Source organism: Lactobacillus sp. ESL0259 (assembly GCF_003693045.1).
In the GTDB taxonomy this organism is placed as follows: Bacteria; Bacillota; Bacilli; order Lactobacillales; family Lactobacillaceae; genus Lactobacillus; species Lactobacillus melliventris.
This window is the reverse complement of record NZ_REHP01000009.1, coordinates 197,566-218,427: the sequence shown is the minus strand read 5'-3', so window position 1 is coordinate 218,427 and position 20,862 is coordinate 197,566. Positions and strand designations below refer to the sequence as shown.

The window sequence follows — 20,862 nt, the reverse complement described above, 5'->3', positions numbered from 1 at the left end:
TAATTTATTTGATTTGCTAAAATACGAAGAAAAAATACAGTTGCTGAAATACATAATTTGTTATGTTTTAAATTAGTTGCACCATTTTAAGTATTGAGAAAGTTCTATGATATCCTGAAGGGGAGGAGGCATTTATGATGTTTAAATGGATTTTAAAACAGCCTGATTCGAATATGCTAGTTCCTAAAGAAAAAGTGGCACAAACATACAGATGGCGGCAACTAGGAGTTTTACTAGCAACTTGTATTGGCTATATTGGGTACTACATCATTCGCCTTGTATTTACCACAGAACAAAATGATATTATGAAAGAATATCATTTCTCTACAGCTAATATTGGTCTCATTTTGTCTTGTTTTGGTATTGGCTACGGCATAGCCAAACTCTTTATGGGGGTATTGGCAGATAGGTGTGATTCCAACCGGTATTTAATGGTAGGACTGTTATTGTCTGCAATATTAAATATTTTTTTAGGTTCAACTCACAACCTTTATTTAATGATGTTGTTAATGTTTTTAATGGCAGTCACACAAGGAATGGGGGCTGCAGCTTGCCAAAAAATGATTCAGCTCTGGTGGGGACCAAGAATGAGAGGAACAATGTATTCCATTTGGTCTTCAGCACATAATGCCGGCTCATTTATTTGTGTGTCCATAGTGCAACTGGCAGTTTTTCTTTTTTCAGGTTCAATTCCAGCTGTCTTTTATACATCCTCAGCAGTTTCCTTTATCATTTGTATTTTAATTTTAGTTTTGGGTGCTGATAGACCTAAGGTGGTCGGGTTACCTGACATTTCTACTTATACAGGCGACAAAGTTATTCTGGAGAATGGGCAGGTTTCTACTGCGGATCAGACTGATTTGAGTGTGGGCCAAATTTTTGTTAAGTATATCTTGCAAAATAAATTAGTTTGGGCAGTTACTCTGACTTCAATGTCACTTTATCTGGTTCGCTACGGCATTCAGAGCTGGATCCCATCTTATTTAGTCCAGAATAAGGGCTTCGATCCTGCAGCTGCTAAATGGATTATCGGCATTTTTGAATTAGCATCAGTTCCGGGAGTAATTATTATTGGAGCGATTTCAGATGCTTTAAAAGGTCGCCGCGCATTAGTTTCAATCGCTTGCGTGATTGGGACGTTAATTTGCTTAACGCTATATTTTTTCAGTAATAATCATGCTCTGATAATTGCCGCTTTAATCATAATGGGTAATTTGATTTATGCTCCCTTGACACTTGTGGGACTAATGATTAATGAGGTTGTCCCGAAATATGCAGTAGGTGCGTCAACGGGTTTCATGGGCTTTTTCCAATACATTTTTGGTGAAACTCTGGCTACTGCTTTAATCGGGATACTAGTTGATAAATTTGGCTGGATCGCCAGCAACTCGGTTCTTTACGTTGCCTCATTTGCGGCATTAATTTTCTTAATTTATACCGCTATTAGTGAAAACAAGATGCGCCAAGAAGCAGAAAGTAATAATAATTAGATTAAAAGAATTTTGCAGACATTTTACATTGATGCAAGAGTGTTAAAAAAAGGTAAGTAATGCTTTAAGCTATTTGAATTAGCGATTTTTAAGTATACAATATTATGTACCGATATAATTTTAAATAACGAGGTTGGAAACAAATGAAAATTAGTCGAAAATTATTAATGGTATCTGCTGCTGCATTAATAGGTGTCAGTCCTGTGCTTAGTGCAAGTCAAGCTGTTGTGGTTCAAGCCGCTAACAAGACTACCGCTAAGAAAAAGACGACAAAGAAGAATACCATTAAGTTGAGTCATAATGCTTATGTTTATGACAAAAATGGTAAACGCTTGAAGACCTACATGGGTAGTGCTAAAAACACTAAAATTGCTAAAGGCATTACTCTATCATTTAGTAGTAAAGTAACTATTAATAAAAAGGATTATTACAGCATTGGTAATAATGCCTTCATTAAGGCTGCTAATGTTGGCTATGTTAATGGTAAAAAGGTCACTAAAAGTGCACCAGTAGCTACTGCAAAAATTAAGCATAATTCATATATCTATAATGCTAAAGGCAAAACAGACAAGAAGAAAATTAAGAAAGGCCAAACTGTTACCTTCGACCAGTTAATTTATATTGGTAAAAAGTTGTTTTACAGAATTAGTGGTCAAAGTGATCAGTTTATAAAAGCCGCAAATGTTGGTAAAACCAGTGGTGCTAAACTGAAGCCAGTAAATAAGAAACCTGGTAAGAATGAAAATGTACCAAGCGATAATCAAAACGAACCAACTGTAATTCTTCTTAATCACAATGCTTATGTCTACGATAGTAATGGTGAAACCACCAAGACTCTGATTAGGAGTGGTGAAAAGGTCACAGTTGATAAATTACAATATATAGGTAAAAAGCTTTATTATCATATTAATGACGCTAATTACCCAGGTAATGATCAATGGGTTAAAAAGAATAATGTGGGAATTGTTACTGGCAAGCAACTTGAGCCTGCAAATTCAAAGCCTGAAAGTGATAAAAATGTAACCACTGTTACTTTGGCTCGCACAGCTAATGTCTACAACAATAAAGGTGTTCTGCAATCAACTAAGACTTTTGCTAAAGGCCACACTGCACGTGTAACAGAATTGCGTTATATTTGGGTAGCTGCTGAAAACCAATCTGCACTGTTTTACAAGTTGCAAAGTGATAAGAATGGCTATCTGAGAGAATCAGATATTAGTAATGTTAATGGTGTTAAATTATCACCAGTCAACACTCCAGAAGCAGCTAAGAATGAAAATACTTTTGCTTCAGCAACCGATAAAAAAGCTTTGCAAGATGCTTTGAGTCAAGATACAACTGTTAAAGCCAGTGATGCTTATAAGCTTTCTGCTAAATCATTACGCGATGCTTATGACGCGGCTATATCCAGTGGAAGTCAGGTTAACACTGCTAAGTCAACTGTTACTCAAGTAAATGATGCTTTAAGTAAAATTAATACTGCTAAAGCAGCTTTAAATGGTAAAAAGATAATTGTTAGTGATTTAAAGAACTTGTCATTAACTGAAGCCAGTCAAATTGTTGATTTAGTTGCCAGCGTAAATGGTATAGACAAGAGTGCTGTACAATTTAGCAACAATAATACGATACTGACAATTATTAGTGCTAATGGTTTCCAAAAACCTGTAATTATCACTGATTACGTCACAACTAACAAATAAGTTGTAAATAAAAATCAGCTAAACTAAAAAGAACACAATTCGCTGAAAATGTGAACTGTGTTCTTTTTTAGTAAATTATATAAAGCTCTTTAACTTTAAGCTTATAATATTGATAGATTCTGAAAGTCAAAATGAAAACCGACAGGAGGGAAAATGATGCACACAACAGAGCAACTTTTCGCTGAGGAAAAGATTATTAGAGAATATTTTAATTCATGGCTAGAAAGCGATTTTAGTAGACTTGATAACTGGTTTAGCCAAGATGTCTATTACCGTGAATGTTATGGTGCTACTTATGAGGGATTAAATGAGCTAAAAGCCTATATCAATTCAAAGTCTAAAGAGCAGACAGTTTTAAAATGGGATATTTTGAGCATAGCTTATACTTCTTCTGACCAGTTTGTAGTTACTTGGTTTTTTGATGCTAAAGAAAAGCAAGAATATTGTTTTGACGGTGTTTCTCTAATAGCTTTTTCTGATAACAAGATAAAAAGTATAGTGGAATATTCAACCAAACATGAGACATACCGACCATACAAGGACAAGGTGTAACTAAGAATTTGTGAACATGATATATGAAGCTCATTGTTGGATACAATATAAATTTAATAATTTCTTTTTTAATTGCAAAAAGAAAAAAGTTAAAAATTTTTTGAAGAAAAATATGGTATATACCATTTATATTCAAAAGCTATAAATATATTGAAATAGAAGACTAATTTGGTTTAGACCAAAGCTCTAAACCTTACTGCCACAACATTTTTCACCGATTTATAGTAAAACGTTTTCATTTAATGTGCTATAATACAATTGTAGTGAAATATTAGTAGGAGGAAATATTATGAATGCTATAATTAATTGGCTAAATAAGCATCTAGTACCTGTTGCAGCCAAGATTGGTTCAATTCGCTGGCTTGTAGCTTTACGTGACGCCTTTATTTCGATAATGCCAATAATGTTAGCTGGTTCTGTTGCTAGTGTATTGAATGCCATTTTTAGAGACGTTCCCACCAACTTAGGCTGGATGGGTGTTGTTAACTCAATGCAATGGCTGATTAGTATCAATGCAATGGTCTGGACAGGATCAACTGCTATTTTGGGCTTGCTGTTTGCCTTTACCTTTGGTTATCAGATGTGTGTGCAGTATAAAGTTGAACCAATTGCGGGTGGTCTTCTTACACTAGGCACATTTATTATGAGCTTGCCTCAGAGCTTTTCAGTTGATTTGAAAAATGCTCTTACTAAAGGTGATATAAAGACCTTAACTGATGCTGGTACAGCTGTTGTCGGTAAAAATGTTAGTGCCTGGGGCTGGTTTAACTTTAACAAGTACTTTGGTGCTTACGGCTTCTTTACCATAATGATTATGGGTGCCATTTCAGTTGCAGTTTATATTGCTTTAGTTAAGAGACATATTACTATTAAGATGCCTGAAAGTGTGCCACCTGCAGTTTCTAATGCCTTTACTGGTATTATTCCAGCAACTGCTGGTTTGTTCGTTGTCGGTATTATTGATTATCTATTTAGTTTAAAGAACACTACGGTTATTGACCTAATTGCTCAAACAATTCAAGAGCCATTAATGAAGATGGGTCAAGGCTATGGTTCATTATTATTAATTGTATTCTTAGTACAACTGTTCTGGTTCTTTGGTATTCATGGTACCAATGTTCTTGCTCCAGTTACTGAAAGTATTTGGACAACAGCATTAATCGCTAACGTTAATGCCCACAAGATGCAAAAAGCTTTACCATATATGTGGACTAGAAGCGACTTCGACCTTTACGTTTGGATTGGTGGTGCAGGTTCAACACTGTTACTTATTCTGGCTGTTCTTGCCTTTTCAAAACGTGAAGATGAACGTGCTGTTGCTAAGGTTTCTCTTGTACCTGGAATCTTCAACATTAACGAGCCAATGATGTTTGGTATGCCAATTGTTTTGAACCCAATTTACATTATTCCATTCATTCTTGCTCCATTAGTTATGGTATCAATTGCCTATGGCGTTTTGAGTCTCGGCTGGGTAAGTCCGGTTGCAGTACAGACTACTTGGGCAATGCCGCCATTTCTTAACGCAATAATCGCTACGATTGACTGGCGTTCAGTTATCTTACAAATTGTTAATATGGTTGTTGGCTTCCTAATCTATGTACCATTCGTTATTGCATCTAATAACATGGATCCTGAAAAAGTTAATAAAGTTTAAGGAGCAATAATTTTATGAAACAGTTAGGTATTTCCCTTTATCCCGAACAAAGTACATTTGAGCAGGATAAAGAATATATGGATTTAGCTCACAAGTATGGCTACAGCAGAATTTTTTCTTCACTCTTGCAATTAAAGAGTGCCAGCGGTGAAGATTTACTTGCCAAGTTAAAAAAAGACGTTGCTTATGCAAATGATTTAGGGTTTAAAACCGTAGTTGATATTAATCCCGTTTTATTTAAAGAATTAAAAATTGACTATAATGATTTAGTCTTTTTCCATGACTTAGGCGTTTGGGGCTTAAGGTTAGATGAGGGCTTCAGCGGTATGGAAGAAGCCGCTATGACTCATAATCAATATGGGTTAAAAATAGAACTTAATATGAGTCGTGGTACTAATTATTTGGATAGTATTATGGCTTATGACCCTGAAGTTGATAATTTGATTGGTTGTCATAACTTTTATCCTCAAGAATACACGGGATTAAGTGAGAAAATTTTTAATGAATATTCACAAAAGTATCGTGACTATGGCTTACATACCGCTGCGTTTATTTCATCTAAAAATGCTCAATTCGGTCCGTGGCCTGTTCATGAAGGTTTACCAACAATGGAAAGCGATCGTCAAAGAGATATTTTTAGTCAAGTAACACATTTGCGCTTGAGTAAAAAAATTGATGATATTATTTTTGGCAATGCGTTTGCCAGCGAAGGTGAACTAGCTGCTGCTGCAAAAGCTTTTAACAGTCCGTTTCCTGCTCTTGGCATTGAATTCGAACAAGATATTTTGCCAATTGAGAAGACAATTTGTCTTAAAGAGCCACATTTGTATCGTGGTGATGCTTCTGAATTTTTATTGCGTGATACACAACCCCGTGTCGTTTATGCTAAAGAAGATATTCCTGCACATAATAACGATAAAGCCTCTTTTGAAAGAGGAGATATAGTTGTTGTTAATGATAAATATCCACGCTACAAGGGAGAATTACAAATTGTCTTAACTCCATTTGCAAATGATGGCAGACGTAATCTTGTTGGTCATATCTGTCCAGATGATTTGGACTTGTTGAAAGGCATTGCGCCTTGGAGTACATTTATATTACGAGAATCTAACTAAGTTAATTTAATTATTAAAGCCATGAGCAATTGCTCATGGCTTTTTATTGTGCAATTTTTTAAGAATAAAATAGTATAATTGTACATGTAAGTTATTTCAGATAAAGGAAGAGAATTAAAAATACCAGGTTGTGTTTTTAGATTTTTCTTAACTATGTTTTAAGAATGATAATTATAATTATCTGCTTCCAGTGTTGGAATTAAAACGGCTCGGTAGCGATCATATTTTTATCTGAGCTGAATCTATAATTCTGAACCTGATTAACTACTTTTAAAATTATCTTAAAAAGAAAGTAATTATCCTTCATGTAAAAGAGAGAATACTCGATTTATTTCAACATGTTTGACACCAACCTTTAAAACAAGTTAGAATCTCATCCAATGGGAACTACTACTTGCGACAATGAGCGTTATTTGTGCTATCAAGATGAATTGCAAATGTGATTTACCTGCCGATGAGAGAGTTAATGTTTTAAGGCACGTGCTAATGAGTGACTTATCTCTTTTGGATCAAATATGTAAAGGTCAAAACATTATTTTTAGATCTATGAATGAACAAAAATAGCAGATTTTTGTTTGTTTAAATTTCTATGTTTACTTTAAAACTTATGCAATTTCCAAGATAATCTAGTATTCGGGGCTTGAATGTCACCAACTAAAGTTGAATAATAATAAAGGAAGTAACTTTTTCAGACAACTTTTGGTAAAATAATAAGTTGTTAACAAATTTAATACGGAGGAAATTATGTCTTATAAAGACAATATGATGTTGTTTGCCCTTAATTCAAACGTTCCGCTGGCCCAAAAAATTGCGGAGCGTGTGGGGGTGCCCTTAAGTAAGTCTAGCGTTCAACGCTTTAGTGATGGCGAAATTCAAATAAACATTGATGAATCAGTGCGGGGCAAAGATGTATATTTGATTCAGTCAACCAGTGTGCCGGTCAACGATAACTTAATGGAGTTGCTAATCATGATTGACGCTGTGCGCCGTGCCAGTGCACAGACGATTAATATCGTAATTCCTTATTATGGTTATGCTCGTCAAGATCGTAAAACAAGACCCCGTGAGCCAATCACTGCTAAACTAGTAGCTGATATGTTGCAAGAAGCTGGCGCAACTAGAGTTTTATCTCTTGATCTTCACGCCCCACAAATTCAAGGATTCTTTGATATCCCAGTTGACAATTTAATGGGTGCACCTTTACTTGCTGATTACTTTTTAAGAAATAATTTGCAAAAAGATGCTGTGGTAGTTTCACCTGACCATGGTGGTGTAACTCGTGCCCGCAAGTTAGCCGAGTTTTTAAAGACTCCAATTGCAATTGTCGATAAACGACGTCCACGAGCCAATGTTTCAGAAGTAATGAATATTATTGGCAACGTGAAAGGTAAGCGTGCGATTATCATTGACGACATGATTGATACTGCAGGAACTATCACGCTTGCTGCTCAGGCTCTGATAGATGCTGGAGCTACCGAAGTTTATGCCAGTGCTACACATGCGGTTTTATCAGGACCCGCTATTCAAAGGTTAAACGATTCTCCGATTAAAAATTTGGTGCTAACTGACTCTATTAATCAACCAGTAGAAAAGAAATTGGAAAAAACTCTTCTAGTTTCGGTTGGCCCGCTTATTGGGGATGCAATTAAATGTATTCAAAAACACGAGCCTCTTAGTCCATTGTTTAATACTCGGTATGAAAAAGATAAACATTAATAGGTTAAAAAAGATAGAAGATCTGCTTGAAATAAGGCAGATCTTTTATTTTGACAGAATTACCACTTAGTTTACTTTATTAACCTCTTAGTAAAATTCAATTGCTTTTGAAATAAAATTAAAGTTTAATAAAAATATACAAAAGATGAAAGGATAAAGGGTAATGTCACTGAAAGAACTTTTGAAAACCAATATTCCCCGTAGTGTGTTTATTCTAATCGTTTTCTTAGGTTATGCCATTTGTGGAACACTAGGAACATATCTTTTTAAATATGCAATTAATGATCTAACAAAGGGGCATTGGGACAGATTTGTGTTTTGGCTGGTTGTTGATTTTGTCATATCAATCTTTTCCGTTTTGCTTTTACCAGTAGGAACTTTTCTGTTTAATAAACAAACTCAAGAATGCTTGCATAATATTCGGACAGAACTCATGCGCCATTATTATCAGTCAAATACTTATAAAGTTTCAAATATTCAAAACCAGTTGAACAACAATCTCAAAATTTTAACTGATGATTACGCCACTCCCTGGATACAGGTCTGGACTAATTTGTTAAGTATAATTATGGCAATAGGTACATTGCTTACACTTCACTGGTCATTAATTTTATTCGTTGCCATAGCAGCTGTCATTGTGCTGACATTACCAAAAGTAATGACTAAAAAGTTATCGAGCTCAACAGCTGAAGCGTCAAAGAAAAATGCCGAATTTTTAAATACAATTGAAAATTGGTTTTCTGGTTTGAGTGAATTGCGTCGTTATAGTGCAGGCGCTCGCTTGGACAGAGCACTTGGTCAAGATAGCAGAAAACTGGCAGCAGCCAATGTTAATAGAAGAAAAATCCAAGGAATTTCTATTAGTATTAATGGCTTGGGTAATGCTATTGGTCAAATTGGTGCAAGTTTATGGAGTGGGCTGCTATTTTTTGCACATATTATCACCTTAGGTGATTGGTTTATAGCGGGCAGCTTTGCTTCGACAATTTTTAATGGTCTCTGGTCAGTTATTAGCGCAATGACACAGATGAGATCTACCAAAAAATTGCGTCAGGAAATTGCTCAATTGACAAAGCCAATACCTGGGAAGAAGCAAGGCACTAAAGTTTATGGCGTTGAATGTCATAATTTGAAGGTACAATATCAAAATGGTGAAAGTATATCCTATCCTGATTTTACTATTAATAAAGGCGATAAAGTCTTACTTTCAGGTGATTCAGGTACAGGTAAATCGACTTTATTCAAAGTTTTATTGGGACAACTTAAGCCTGAAACAGGTGAGGTCTACTTTACTGCTAAAGATGGCACCAAAATATCACCTCAAAAAGCTCAACTGGGTTATGTAGCTCAGGATGCAACGCTTTTTCCTGATACTATTGCTAATAATATTACAATGTTTAACCGCAAATTGACTGGCAAACTAAAAGAAGTTACACAAAGAGTTCAGTTAGTGCCGGATTTAGCCAAGTTTCCAAAACAAATTAATACAACAGTTGATTTAGATCAAGGCAATTTATCAGGTGGGCAAAGACAAAAAGTGGTTTTGGCCAGAGTGGAAATTCATGAAGAACCATTTCTGTTACTTGATGAGGCAACTAGCGCAATTGACAGTAAAACTACCAATGAAATTATTGGTAACTTGCTCGATACTGATAAAACAGTTTTGATGATTGCACATAACTTTAGTCCTGAACTAAAAGGTATGTTTGATTATCAGATCCATTTAAAATCAAACAAAAAGCTGGGTAGTAAAAATGACAATTAAAGAATTTTACAAAACCAATCCTTTGCGTTTTATTGTTTTACTATTAATCAATATTAGTTTTTATGCTCTGCTAATTATTGGCACAGTATTCAGTATTATAGAAACTACTGCAATTCAACAGGGCAATTTTAAAATCTTTTTAATTACTATTTTATGTAGTTTTGTATGTGTAATGGCAGATTATTTAATGCAAGGTCTGACAAACTACCTTTTGTCTTGTCAGGAAGAACAATATAATATCGCCATCAGAGCGAAAACCGTTAATCACTTTTATAAAGATCAAAAAGATCACACAGTGGCACAAGTTCAAAATCGGCTAACAAATGATGTAGTCCAAAGTCAGCAAAATTATATTACTCCCTTTTTTAGTTTAATTGGCGGAGTAGTCATCATAGTTTCTGCTGTTATATTATTGATTTCATTGCATTGGAGTTTGCTTGTTACTATTGTAATAATGGTGGTAATTTCTTTACTTTTACCCAAGCTGTTAGAGAAACCCTTGCAAAAGTCAATGCTTCGAATTTCTCAAAGTAACCAAAAATATCTCGATTGTCTGGAAAAATGGCTTAATGGACTTGCAGAAATACAGCGTTATTTTAGTGGGGCAAAACTATTTAGGGTAACAGGTAGCGCAGCTAAAGAATTAGAAGATGCCAATGTTAAGCAAAATGGTGTCATGCAATTATTAACTGTTATCAACGGTTTAGTGTCTGTCGTTTTCTCACTGATTTTATTTTTATTAGCCGGATATTTGTTTCAGCAAAAATTAGTAGTGTTTGGCGTCATTACCGCAGTAGGTAATTGCTTAAGCTACTTGAAACAAGGAATTCAGTTTATAGTAACCTCTTATGGGCAAATGAAGGCAACGGCATCTCTAAATAAAGAAATTGCTAAAACCGCAAAACCAGTAAGAAAAACTCAAACTGAAAAAATTGTGACTCCAGCAGCGATTAGCACATCTAATCTTAGTTTGCAATTTCCTAACGGTGAGAGTTTGCTCTTTCCTGATGTTAATGTGAAACCCGGTGAAAAAATACTATTAACTGGAGACTCTGGAGCTGGTAAGTCAACGTTGTTTAAACTCGTCTTGGGACAGATTAAACCAAGTTCTGGACAAATCACTTTTAAAAACAAAAATGGTAATATAGTTAACCCCGACATGAGTAAAATTGGCTATATTCCGCAAGACCCTGTGCTTTTTCCGGTAACTATTGCTGATAACATGACTATGTTTTCCGATAAATTAAAAAGTGCACTGCCACAATTAGTTGAAAAAGTTCAACTTGCTGGCGATATTGCAAAATTTGATGATGGCTTAGAACAAAAAATCGATTTAAACAAATTGAATATTTCTGGTGGCCAAAGACAAAAGATTGTTCTAGTACGAGCTTTAGTCCATCAAAGTGAAATTTTTTTGATTGATGAAGGAACCAGTGCTATTGACCAGCAAGCGACAATGCAAATTTTGCGGGAAATCACATCGAGTTCTGCTACAGTAATCTTTATTGCACACAGCTTTAATGATCAGATGAAAGAAATGTTTGACAGAGAAATTCACTTAACGAAAACATAAAGCAATAAAAAGGAGGTAAGATATTATGACAATTAAGGACTTTTATAAGCAAAACCCTTTACGCTTCATGATACTAATTTTGATTACCGTTTTAGAGTGGACTTTACCAATTGTAACCACACAAATACTTATGCTTTTAACCACAGCAATTCAGCAACAGAAATTCCAACAGTTTTTAATTATAAATGTCATTTCATTTATGCCTTTCTTATTTCAATATTTAATACAAGGACTGCATGCGTTCCTTCTATCAAAACAACAAGAGGAATTTAATTTTCATATCAGAAAAAGATCTGTATCTCACTTTTATGCGGATCAAAAAGAGCATTCTGTTGCCCAGATTCAAAATCGATTAACAAATGACCTGAATCAGAGCCAAGAAAATTATTTTGCACCATTTTTTGGTCTAATTGGTGGTGTTATTAATTTAGTATCTGTAATTGTTCTGCTTATTTCATTACACTGGAGTTTACTTCTCACAATTATTTTGATGGTAGCTATTTCATTATTGTTACCAAAATTATTAGAAAAGCCACTACAAAATTCAATGACCAAGATTTCAAAGAGTAATAATCAATATCTCGATTGCTTAGAAAAGTGGCTTAATGGCCTTGAAGAACTACAACGTTATTTTGCCGGAGGAAAACTATTTAAAGTAACTAATGATGCAGCTAAAGAGCTAGAAGATGCTTATGTCAAGCAAAATGGGGTTACGCAATTACTAAGTATCATTAATGGATTGGTATCAGTTTCTTTTTCATTAATTTTATTCTTACTAACGGGTTATTTGTTCCAAGCTAAAATAGTAGCATTTGGTGCAATTACTGGAGTAGGCAATTGTAATTTCTACTTAAGGCAAAGTATTCAAATCATAGTTAGTCGTTATGGACAAATAAAGGGCTCCAAAACTTTAAATCAGGAGATTGCCCAAACGGCTGCGCCAGTTAAAAAAGAGCAAGCTGAAGAAGTAGCAACTCCAGCATCACTTAGTACTCATGATCTTAGTTTGCAATTTCCTAATGGTGAAAGTCTAATTTTTCCAGACATTAATATTAAGTCAGGTGAAAAAGTGCTTCTGACTGGTGATTCTGGAGCTGGGAAATCAACTTTGTTTAAACTCATTCTCGGACAAATCAAACCAACTTCAGGGCAGATTGTTTTTAAAGACAAGGATGGTGCTGTAGTTAACCCAGATATGAGTAAAATTGGCTATATTCCCCAAGATCCAGTGCTTTTTCCGGTGAGTGTTGCTGACAATATGACTATGTTTGTAGACAAATTAAAAAGCGCTTTACCGTCATTGGTTGAAAAAGTACAATTAGCGGGAGACATTGCCAAATTTGACGATGGACTAAATCAAAAGATTGACCTAAATAAGTTAAATATTTCAGGCGGACAAAGACAAAAAATTGTACTGGTACGGGCTTTAGTTCACCAAAGCGAAATTGTCTTAATAGATGAAGGAACCAGTGCCATTGATCAACAAGCAACAATGCAAATCTTGCATGAAGTTACTTCAACCCCTGCTACAGTAGTCTTCATTGCACACAGCTTTAATGATAAGATGAAAAAAATGTTTGACAGGGAAATTCACTTAGTTAAAAATGTTAAAGTAAAAGTTAAAGATTAAGAGAAGAAATTAATAAGTAGAAGACTAATTCAAAGCCAATTTTGAATTAGTTTTTTATTTTTAGCAAAATGAATGAAAGCGATTTAAAAAAAGTGTTGATTTATTTCTAAAAACTGGTACACTTAAAAGTGAAATCGGACTTACTAAATATCCAATTTTGTTTTATCTTGTTTTTTTACTTGGGAGGTAAATAATGGAAACAGAAAAAGTAGAACTAATCAATTTTAACCCAGAAGCCTATCTAAAAGACGGTGAAATGGTCTATTCCAAGAGGTCAGAAATTGAAGAGCTGGCTGATAAGCTAACCCAAGAAGGATATAAAAATATCTATCTGATGGGAATAGGCGGAACTGAGTTTGAATTGTACCAGTTTGCATATGCAGCCAATAGAATGTCAGATTTACCTGTTAAAGTGATTAATGCTGCGGACTTAAATGCAGTTCATCCACGTGATTTGACTAAAGATACAGTTGTTATTACTGCAAGTGACAGTGGTAATACCCCAGAGATTATTGAAGCTGCACAGTGGTTGATAAAAGATAATATTAGACTAATTGCGTTTACTAAAAAGAGCGGTGAATTAGGTGGAATGGCACCAACTGTAATTGAAGTAAATGGCTCAACCGGTTCTGGACAAAACTACTATATGGCAGAAGCGATGCTAATTTATAGTTTGCTTTATAAACATGGTGATTTTCCAGACTACCCTCAATTTGCTGATCAACTGAAAAATGTCTTTAAGGATTTGCTGGACATCAGAAAGAAGTTTGAACCAAAGGCTGATGAGATTGCTCATAAATGCTACAAAGCACCTTACACTATTTTCACAGGTTCAGGAGCTCTATGGGGTGAAACTGAATTATTCGCTGAGTGTCTGCTTGAAGAAATGCAATGGGTAAGAACACGCCCAATTACTAGTGCTAAATTCTTCCATGGCACTCTGGAACTGGTTGAAAAAGGTGTACCAGTTTTCATTGTCGAAGGTGAAGACGAATTCAGAAAGCAAGACGTTCGTGTACAACGTTTCTGTGAAAAGATTGGCGCTGAACATTATGTAATTGATACAAAAGAATATAGTTTAAGTGTTGATGATAAGTTTAGACATTTGGTTATTCCATGGATTGTTAACTCCCTATTAACAGACAGATTAACAAATCACTACCAAGTTTATACAAAGCATAATAAAAACTACAGAAGATATTATCGTCAATTCGAATATTAGTATGATAAAAAGACGGGATACTTGTGTATCCCGCTTTTTATTTAAATTTTTAGTTTGGAAGTGAATATGATGAAAATGCTGGATTATGTTAAAGCGTCACCACAAAAAGTCAAAGAAAACATTAATGATAAAGAAAGTTTAGTTACACCATTAGTAAAACTTTTTTGTGATCAAAATTTTGTAAGCGTTATCATAGTTGCGTCTGGATCATCTATGAATGCTGCAAAAATGGCACAACCATATATGGTTAAACGTTTAGGATGTCCTGTATCGGTAATAACTCCTGAATTGTTTGAACTGATAGAACCAATTAATTTTAACAAAACATTCGTATTCTTTATATCTCAAAGTGGGGCTTCTACCAATATTCTGCATGCGATGAATTACATGAAAAAGTTAAGCCACCAAACTATTTTATTGACAGGTAATGTTCATAGTCAGGCTGCTGGTAATGCTGATTACGTAATTGATTACGGTGTAGGCGTTGAAACGGTTGGTTATGTGACCATCGGTTTGTCAACCTTAATTCTTTATTTAGCCCTCTTTGCAAATGAAGTTGCTATTAAAGGTGATCGTGAACATAACTCTAATGATGAATTTATCCAATTAGCCGATGTTATGTCTAGCACAATAGACAAGGGAGTCGATTTTGTCAATGAGCACTTCCTGGAGCTTGCTGAAATGGGCCCAACTTTTATTTGTGGTAATAATATGAACCTGGGTGTTGCCAGGGAAGCTGCTCTTAAATTCCAAGAAACTTTGAAAATTCCTACGATGCACTATGAAGTTGAAGAATTTATGCATGGACCAGATATTCAACTAAGCCCAAAATATACGGTGTTTTTAATTGATAATCTGCAACACAGCTCACGAATTTCCAGTATTTATGAAAAACTAGCTGTAGTAACTTCAAGAAGATATTTGATCACGTTTGGCAGTGAACCAAAAGAGCAAAACGTTATTAATATTACCAAACCGTTGATTACAGATCTGTGTTCTCTGGCTGTAATACCATTTTTCCAAGTTATTGTTGCCTCAATGATGCCCGCACTGAGTACGGAAAAATCTCATCCGCTGGCAGCAAAATTTATGGACGCAATTACTACTAAAAATTATAGTCAAAACAACAAGGAGTAAAAAATGGTTCAAGTATTGATATGTACGCATGAAGAGATGGCAGTTGGTGTGAAAAAAACAGCGGAATTTATTATGGGCCCGCAAAAAAATTTACATGCTATAGCAGCTTATACTGATGAACATTTAGATTATCAAAAAATGATTGCTGAATTTTTAGCAAAACATTCTTCTGAACCTGTTGTTGTGCTAACAGATATCCTTGGCGGCAGCGTTAATACAACATTAGGGAAAATGCTAGATCAATACCAAAACCTGCATATCATCTCGGGAGTCAATTTACCAATGATAGTGCAACTGTTGTTGTCAAATGAAAAAACCTTGGATGGAACAATCCAAAAGACAATTGCAGAAGCAAAAAATGGTATTCAGTATGTAAATCAAACACTCACTAAACAAACGAGTAGTTTAAGTGATGATTTTTAAGGGGATGTTTTAAATGATTAAAATGATCAGGGTTGATTATCGTCTATTACACGGACAAGTCGCTGTGTCATGGACAGGAACTCTTGGAGCTGATGCACTTTTGCTAGTTAGTGACACCTTGAAAAATGATAAGTTAAGATTACAAATGCTTGCTTTGGCTAAACCCAGTGGTGTCAAGGTAGTAGTAAAAGACACACAAGGTGCAATTGATGTCATCAAGAGTGGCAAAACCGATCGCTACAGTTTATTCATTATTTGTGAAACTGTTGAAATAGCGGCCAAGTTAGCTCGTGAATTTAATATTAAATCAGTTAATTTGGGCAATATCTCATTTGGTGACGGCAAGCAAAAGATTAGCAAGAGTATCTATATTAATGAAGACGAAAAACGAACAATTAAAGAATTAATTGATGAAGGAGTTGATGTCTTTATCCAAATGGTACCTACAGAAAATAAGATTGAGGCCAAAAACGTAATTTAGAGCGGTAAAGGAGATGTTCTAAATGTTTTTAAAAACGCTATTAGTTTTTATTGTAGCTTTAATTGGCTATAGTGATGCATTTACTGGTACGAGTTTAATTCAGCGTCCATTAGTTATGGGGATGTTAACTGGACTCGTTTTAGGTAATTTAAAAGACGGTATTATTATGGGTGGTGCCATGGAACTGGCTATGGTAGGTTCAGTTTCAATTGGTGCTTATGTTCCACCTGACATGGTTTCTGGAACTATTTTAGGAACTGCTTTGGCAATCCAAGCTCATGCAAACTCAGCGGCTGCTTTAACATTAGGTATTCCAATTGCTACTATAGTATTGGCTTTAAATACCGCTATTGGTCAACCCATAAAGTTGATCTTTGTTCACAGAATTGATAAAAATGCACAGGATGCTGATACTAAAGCAATTGCTCGTAATATGATCATTGGCGGTTATGCAGGTAGCTTACCAGGCTTAGTTATTGTCCCAACAGCATTTTACTTTGGGCAGCATGCGGTTACTACTTTACTCAGCAATATGCCTGAATTTATCTCGACGGGAATGACTATTGCTTCAGGATTACTGCCAGCTTTAGGATTCGCCATGTTAGCACAAATGATAATGAACAAGAAAGTTGCTGTGTTCTTTTTCATTGGTTTCTTCATGGTTGCTTACGGCAACTTGTCAACAACAGGTGTAGCTTTATTTGCTGCTTTAATCATCATTGTAATGTACATCTTCGTTGAAAGAAAAGATGATAAGAAAGGTCAAGATACAGCTACTGAAACTGCAACGGAACAAGCAACAGAAGAAGAAGGAGATGGTTTCGATGAATTTTAAAATACAGCCTGAATATAAAGGTAAAATAACTAAAAAGGATCTACAAAAAGTATTTTGGCGCAGTATTCCGACAGAGCATTTGTGGAACTACGAAAGAATGATGAATGTTGGCTATACTTTTGCCATGATTCCAATCTTAAAGAAGCTTTATCCTAAAAAAGAAGATTTAGCGGCTGCATTAACCCGAAACCTTGAAGTTTATAACGTGACTCCTTATATTATTACTCTACCAGAAGGCATTGGAGCTGCTATGGAAGAGCAAAATGCTAGTGATCCAGATTTTGATACGCAATCAATTTCGGCCGTTAAACTCGCTATGATGGGTCCTTTATCAGGAGTTGGTGATGCTTTCTTCTGGGGAACTTTAAGAATACTAGCTACTGGTGTTGGTACTTCCTTAGCAATGCAGGGAAATATATTGGGACCGTTACTTTTCTTGATAATTTTTGATGTACCACATTTTATAATCAGATATGTCATGACTTTTTTAGGATACGGTCTTGGCTCAAACGTGATTGATAAACTAAAGAAGTCCGGTATTATGGATAAGGTTATGGAATATGCTTCAATCATGGGAATCATGGTTGTTGGTGGCATGACGATGAGCATGTCAAAAATTAACTTTATTACAAAAATAGGTTCCGGTAAGGGCGCCCAGACGATCCAGGGACTACTTGATGGTATTGCCCCGGGACTAGGTGTCTTAGCGCTATTTGGCGTTATGTACTGGATGCTTAAGAAGAAAATGAATCCATTGTTAATTATGTTGATTGTCTTAATCGTAAGTGTAGCTGGTGCATACTTTCATATTTTAGGTGTTTAGCTTTATATTTAATTTAAGAGTCAACAAAAAGAAATGAGATTTAAACTCATTTCTTTTATTTTGTCTTGATTAATAGAGAAGACAGAATGAGGTGAAAAAATGTTGAAAAAAAGACGAACTATTTCTTTAAAATGGCTACTTCTTGGTGTTTTAATTACTAATACTGCAATGAGTTTTATTTGGCCGTTAAATACAATCTATATACATGAAACATTACATAAAAGCTTGGTAGTTGCGGCATCTGTATTATTCTTAAATCAACTTGCAACCATGTTGGGTAGTTTGATTGGTGGTAAATTGTTTGATAGCTGGAGTCCTTATTACTCCATTTTACTAGGAATAATTTTAAATATATTTGCTTTAGGGGGACTTATCTTTTTTCATGCTTGGCCGGCCTATGCTTTATTGCTCATTTTGTCTGGTCTTGCAAATGGTATTTCTGTAACTTGTGAAAATTCTTTGGCGACTAAAGTCGGCAATCATCGTTCCAGTTATGTATTTAACCTCTTATACTTCGCCTCGAACTTTGGCTTAGTTTTTGGAACTCTTACAGTTGGATATATTATGCCTTTGGGAATTGCCTACGTATTTGCCATTGCAACCATAATTCAAGTATTGTTTTTAGTGGTAGCTGTTATCAATTACAATATTCAGTTTAACCAAACAATGGGTGACAGAAATCAAGCAATAAAAAAGGGAAAATTAACACCCAAGATTCTAGGTGCTCTTATCATGGTTTTAATTTGCTGGCTCATTTATGAACAATGGCAAAGCAATCTTTCCACTTTTATGGTTGAAAAAGGCTTTAAAGTTAAAAGTTATAGCTTTCTTTGGACATTCAATGCAATTTTAATTGTTTTATTTCAACCTGTTGTTACTCATTTTGATGAATTGTTATTAAATCACATTAGAGGTCGCCTAAATATGGGAATCTTATTGCTGCTATTGTCTTTTGCACTTTTATTATTACCTTTTAAAGACAAATATGGCCTCTACGTGACATCTATGTGTTTACTCACACTAGGAGAGATATTGCTTTTTCCAGGGGTTGCCAGCTTTGTAGACATTGAATCACCTAAAAATTTAACAGGTTATTATCAAGGCAGAGTTCAAATGTTTAGTGCTTTAGGCAAAGCAATAGGTCCCTTATTTGGAGCATTAATTATTGACAATACCAGTTATGAAATTCTTTTCCTCATTTGCGTTCTTATGGCTTTTTTATCATTGCTTATTTTTACATTGCCCGTTATTTCAGCTTCAAAGAAATTCTAAATTTACTCATTGAGTCTCAGGTGGTAATGAATTTTCCCTTCTTTTGCTTTAACATAGCTTTCTGTATATTCTATAATGTTTTGATCTTGGTCAATACTTGAGTAACAAGATTTAAAGACAAAGGTATTGGTACTGATCTGTAATAATTTTGCTTCTTTTGTCATTAAGGTCTCAAGTTGCTGATAAGTTTGGTAGTCTTTTAGGTTATGGCCCATACTGTTCATGTAATCATATAAACCAATATTATTAAAGTTGATTTGATAAAAGTTAGGAAAGTATTTTCCCGGAACGTAAGAATTTTCTAACGCAAAAGGTATTCCACTATGTAGCTTTAACCGTTGAACGCCATAAACAGGTTCATTTTCGTTAAGAGCTAATTTTTGCCTTAAAAATCTTGAATCAATATTAGTGAAAAATCTAATTTGCTTGTTGGAAATACTAATTCCGCTTGAAGATAAAGAATCTGTCATGGAGCCAGAACTTTCAAAAGAAATATTGAATCTTTGGTCTAAACCACTTACAACAAAAGTCCCTTTTCCCATCTTTCTTATTAATAATCCTTGCTCAACCAATAAGTTGACGGCACGTTTTGTGGTGGTTCTGCTTATTTTGTAGTGTTCTGCCAATTCACGCTCACTAGGTATTTTTTGCCCCGGTAAATATTCTTGAGCTTTAATTTTCTCGTATAAGAGGTGTTCAATTTGTTCGTATAAAGGAGCTTTATAAGAAATTTTATTCATTAAATGTACCAAGTTTTTCACTAATTACAGAGGAAGGCGAAATACTAATACTATGCCTTGAATCACTGTATTGTTCTATAAATAAACATGTTTGATTAGCTGAGTTTGTAAATATTGCGTCTACAGACAACAAAGGATCCTGCACTTTGACGTGAAGAGCTTTAGCAATTAGCTTATCAGCAAAACAGAAGTTTAAAGTAACATCTGCATCTTGCGCCGTTTGTAGTTTTTCCTTAATTTTATTGAAGATCATTTCTTCACTACTCATTGAAAAACTGTTGTCAATTGGTAAAAAGATTCGATAAACTACATAACCGTTTGATTCTTTTTCAACTGATCTGAGAGTTATTAGTAGAATTTTTGTTCCCAATAAAACTTTTAATTTTTCAGAAAGCTCCTTGTCAGTGTCGATAAATTTATATCTTAGTATTTCATATTTGGTGTCATGTTGAGAAATATTAAGGTAATCAAGTTTATTTGAAAAAGAATTAATCAAATTTAAAAGAGGCTCATGCTTACGGTAGTTAACAAAGTAACCAGCTGCCGGTTTGCGAGAGATCAATCCTTGCTTTTCCAGTCTTTTTAGCGCCATTCTAGCAGTTCCACGAGACACTGAATAATTTTTGGCTGTAGTACGTTCAGTCAATTTTTGCTCATATTTAATGAAGCCTTGTTCAATTTGGTATTGAATATCTTTAGCTATCAATTCTTCTTTCCTTATAGCCGACAAGATA

18 protein-coding genes are annotated in these 20,862 nt (G+C 34.8%); 16 read left to right on the top strand and 2 right to left on the bottom strand.

Annotation, left to right across the window (positions count from 1 at the left end):
• Window positions 1-137: 137 nt before the first annotated feature.
• From F5ESL0259_RS07030 to F5ESL0259_RS06950, 16 genes are all read left to right on the top strand, one after another.
• Window positions 138-1,490, top strand: a complete 1,353-nt coding sequence (locus F5ESL0259_RS07030) for an MFS transporter (protein WP_122037950.1) — start codon at window positions 138-140, stop codon at window positions 1,488-1,490.
• A gap of 143 nt (window positions 1,491-1,633) precedes the next feature.
• The gene (locus F5ESL0259_RS07025; protein WP_122037949.1) at window positions 1,634-3,190 is read left to right on the top strand and encodes an SLAP domain-containing protein; all 1,557 of its coding nucleotides are present in this window, start codon (window positions 1,634-1,636) and stop codon (window positions 3,188-3,190) included.
• A 153-nt stretch (window positions 3,191-3,343) separates the two neighbouring features.
• Window positions 3,344-3,742, top strand: a complete 399-nt coding sequence (locus F5ESL0259_RS07020) for a nuclear transport factor 2 family protein (RefSeq protein WP_233558048.1) — start codon at window positions 3,344-3,346, stop codon at window positions 3,740-3,742.
• Window positions 3,743-4,031: 289 nt separating this feature from the next.
• The gene (locus F5ESL0259_RS07015; protein ID WP_046325441.1) at window positions 4,032-5,396 is read left to right on the top strand and encodes a PTS sugar transporter subunit IIC; all 1,365 of its coding nucleotides are present in this window, start codon (window positions 4,032-4,034) and stop codon (window positions 5,394-5,396) included.
• A 14-nt stretch (window positions 5,397-5,410) separates the two neighbouring features.
• Window positions 5,411-6,511 carry a DUF871 domain-containing protein gene (locus F5ESL0259_RS07010; protein ID WP_122037947.1) on the top strand — a complete coding sequence of 367 codons (1,101 nt, stop codon included), beginning with the start codon at window positions 5,411-5,413 and terminating at the stop codon, window positions 6,509-6,511.
• Between the two features lie 744 nt (window positions 6,512-7,255).
• Complete coding sequence (locus F5ESL0259_RS07000; protein WP_046325435.1) at window positions 7,256-8,227, top strand: ribose-phosphate diphosphokinase; 972 nt, start codon at window positions 7,256-7,258, stop codon at window positions 8,225-8,227.
• Between the two features lie 163 nt (window positions 8,228-8,390).
• Window positions 8,391-9,992, top strand: a complete 1,602-nt coding sequence (locus F5ESL0259_RS06995) for an ABC transporter ATP-binding protein (RefSeq protein WP_122037945.1) — start codon at window positions 8,391-8,393, stop codon at window positions 9,990-9,992.
• Window positions 9,982-11,565 carry an ABC transporter ATP-binding protein gene (locus F5ESL0259_RS06990; RefSeq protein WP_122026425.1) on the top strand — a complete coding sequence of 528 codons (1,584 nt, stop codon included), beginning with the start codon at window positions 9,982-9,984 and terminating at the stop codon, window positions 11,563-11,565. Before F5ESL0259_RS06995 ends, F5ESL0259_RS06990 begins: the two co-directional genes overlap by 11 nt.
• A 25-nt stretch (window positions 11,566-11,590) precedes the next feature.
• Window positions 11,591-13,195, top strand: coding sequence for an ABC transporter ATP-binding protein (locus tag F5ESL0259_RS06985; RefSeq protein ID WP_122037944.1), 1,605 nt, complete (start codon window positions 11,591-11,593; stop codon window positions 13,193-13,195).
• Window positions 13,196-13,388: 193 nt separating this feature from the next.
• The gene (locus F5ESL0259_RS06980; RefSeq protein ID WP_122037943.1) at window positions 13,389-14,417 is read left to right on the top strand and encodes an SIS domain-containing protein; all 1,029 of its coding nucleotides are present in this window, start codon (window positions 13,389-13,391) and stop codon (window positions 14,415-14,417) included.
• A gap of 66 nt (window positions 14,418-14,483) precedes the next feature.
• Window positions 14,484-15,554 (top strand): SIS domain-containing protein, encoded by a 1,071-nt coding sequence (locus tag F5ESL0259_RS06975; RefSeq protein ID WP_122037942.1) that lies wholly within the window; start codon window positions 14,484-14,486, stop codon window positions 15,552-15,554.
• Between the two features lie 3 nt (window positions 15,555-15,557).
• Window positions 15,558-15,977, top strand: coding sequence for a PTS sugar transporter subunit IIA (locus tag F5ESL0259_RS06970; protein ID WP_122037941.1), 420 nt, complete (start codon window positions 15,558-15,560; stop codon window positions 15,975-15,977).
• 13 nt (window positions 15,978-15,990) lie between these two features.
• Complete coding sequence (locus F5ESL0259_RS06965) at window positions 15,991-16,458, top strand: PTS sugar transporter subunit IIB (RefSeq protein ID WP_046325428.1); 468 nt, start codon at window positions 15,991-15,993, stop codon at window positions 16,456-16,458.
• 22 nt (window positions 16,459-16,480) lie between these two features.
• Window positions 16,481-17,293, top strand: a complete 813-nt coding sequence (locus F5ESL0259_RS06960; protein WP_122037940.1) for a PTS sugar transporter subunit IIC — start codon at window positions 16,481-16,483, stop codon at window positions 17,291-17,293.
• The gene (locus F5ESL0259_RS06955) at window positions 17,283-18,116 is read left to right on the top strand and encodes a PTS system mannose/fructose/sorbose family transporter subunit IID (RefSeq protein WP_122037939.1); all 834 of its coding nucleotides are present in this window, start codon (window positions 17,283-17,285) and stop codon (window positions 18,114-18,116) included. Before F5ESL0259_RS06960 ends, F5ESL0259_RS06955 begins: the two co-directional genes overlap by 11 nt.
• A gap of 99 nt (window positions 18,117-18,215) precedes the next feature.
• A complete protein-coding gene (locus tag F5ESL0259_RS06950; protein ID WP_122037938.1) occupies window positions 18,216-19,388 on the top strand; it encodes an MFS transporter in 1,173 nt (390 codons plus the stop codon).
• 2 nt (window positions 19,389-19,390) lie between these two features.
• Here the strand turns inward: F5ESL0259_RS06950 and F5ESL0259_RS06945 are convergent, their stop codons facing one another.
• The gene (locus F5ESL0259_RS06945; RefSeq protein ID WP_122037937.1) at window positions 19,391-20,128 is read right to left on the bottom strand and encodes a GntR family transcriptional regulator; all 738 of its coding nucleotides are present in this window, start codon (window positions 20,126-20,128) and stop codon (window positions 19,391-19,393) included.
• Window positions 20,121-20,858 carry a GntR family transcriptional regulator gene (locus tag F5ESL0259_RS06940; RefSeq protein WP_158596014.1) on the bottom strand — a complete coding sequence of 246 codons (738 nt, stop codon included), beginning with the start codon at window positions 20,856-20,858 and terminating at the stop codon, window positions 20,121-20,123. The genes F5ESL0259_RS06945 and F5ESL0259_RS06940 overlap by 8 nt, the downstream gene beginning before the upstream one ends.
• Between the last annotated feature and the right edge of the window lie 4 nt (window positions 20,859-20,862).

Excerpts from the sequence above, each read along its gene's own strand:
- F5ESL0259_RS07030 (WP_122037950.1), top strand. The coding sequence starts at position 138 with ATGTTTAAATGGATTTTAAAACAGCCTGATTCGAATATGCTAGTTCCT.
- F5ESL0259_RS07025 (WP_122037949.1), top strand. The coding sequence starts at position 1,634 with ATGAAAATTAGTCGAAAATTATTAATGGTATCTGCTGCTGCATTAATA.
- F5ESL0259_RS07020 (WP_233558048.1), top strand. The coding sequence starts at position 3,344 with ATGATGCACACAACAGAGCAACTTTTCGCTGAGGAAAAGATTATTAGA.
- F5ESL0259_RS07015 (WP_046325441.1), top strand. The coding sequence starts at position 4,032 with ATGAATGCTATAATTAATTGGCTAAATAAGCATCTAGTACCTGTTGCA.
- F5ESL0259_RS07010 (WP_122037947.1), top strand. The coding sequence starts at position 5,411 with ATGAAACAGTTAGGTATTTCCCTTTATCCCGAACAAAGTACATTTGAG.
- F5ESL0259_RS07000 (WP_046325435.1), top strand. The coding sequence starts at position 7,256 with ATGTCTTATAAAGACAATATGATGTTGTTTGCCCTTAATTCAAACGTT.
- F5ESL0259_RS06995 (WP_122037945.1), top strand. The coding sequence starts at position 8,391 with ATGTCACTGAAAGAACTTTTGAAAACCAATATTCCCCGTAGTGTGTTT.
- F5ESL0259_RS06990 (WP_122026425.1), top strand. The coding sequence starts at position 9,982 with ATGACAATTAAAGAATTTTACAAAACCAATCCTTTGCGTTTTATTGTT.
- F5ESL0259_RS06985 (WP_122037944.1), top strand. The coding sequence starts at position 11,591 with ATGACAATTAAGGACTTTTATAAGCAAAACCCTTTACGCTTCATGATA.
- F5ESL0259_RS06980 (WP_122037943.1), top strand. The coding sequence starts at position 13,389 with ATGGAAACAGAAAAAGTAGAACTAATCAATTTTAACCCAGAAGCCTAT.
- F5ESL0259_RS06975 (WP_122037942.1), top strand. The coding sequence starts at position 14,484 with ATGATGAAAATGCTGGATTATGTTAAAGCGTCACCACAAAAAGTCAAA.
- F5ESL0259_RS06970 (WP_122037941.1), top strand. The coding sequence starts at position 15,558 with ATGGTTCAAGTATTGATATGTACGCATGAAGAGATGGCAGTTGGTGTG.
- F5ESL0259_RS06965 (WP_046325428.1), top strand. The coding sequence starts at position 15,991 with ATGATTAAAATGATCAGGGTTGATTATCGTCTATTACACGGACAAGTC.
- F5ESL0259_RS06960 (WP_122037940.1), top strand. The coding sequence starts at position 16,481 with ATGTTTTTAAAAACGCTATTAGTTTTTATTGTAGCTTTAATTGGCTAT.
- F5ESL0259_RS06955 (WP_122037939.1), top strand. The coding sequence starts at position 17,283 with ATGAATTTTAAAATACAGCCTGAATATAAAGGTAAAATAACTAAAAAG.
- F5ESL0259_RS06950 (WP_122037938.1), top strand. The coding sequence starts at position 18,216 with ATGTTGAAAAAAAGACGAACTATTTCTTTAAAATGGCTACTTCTTGGT.
- F5ESL0259_RS06945 (WP_122037937.1), bottom strand. The coding sequence starts at position 20,128 with ATGAATAAAATTTCTTATAAAGCTCCTTTATACGAACAAATTGAACAC.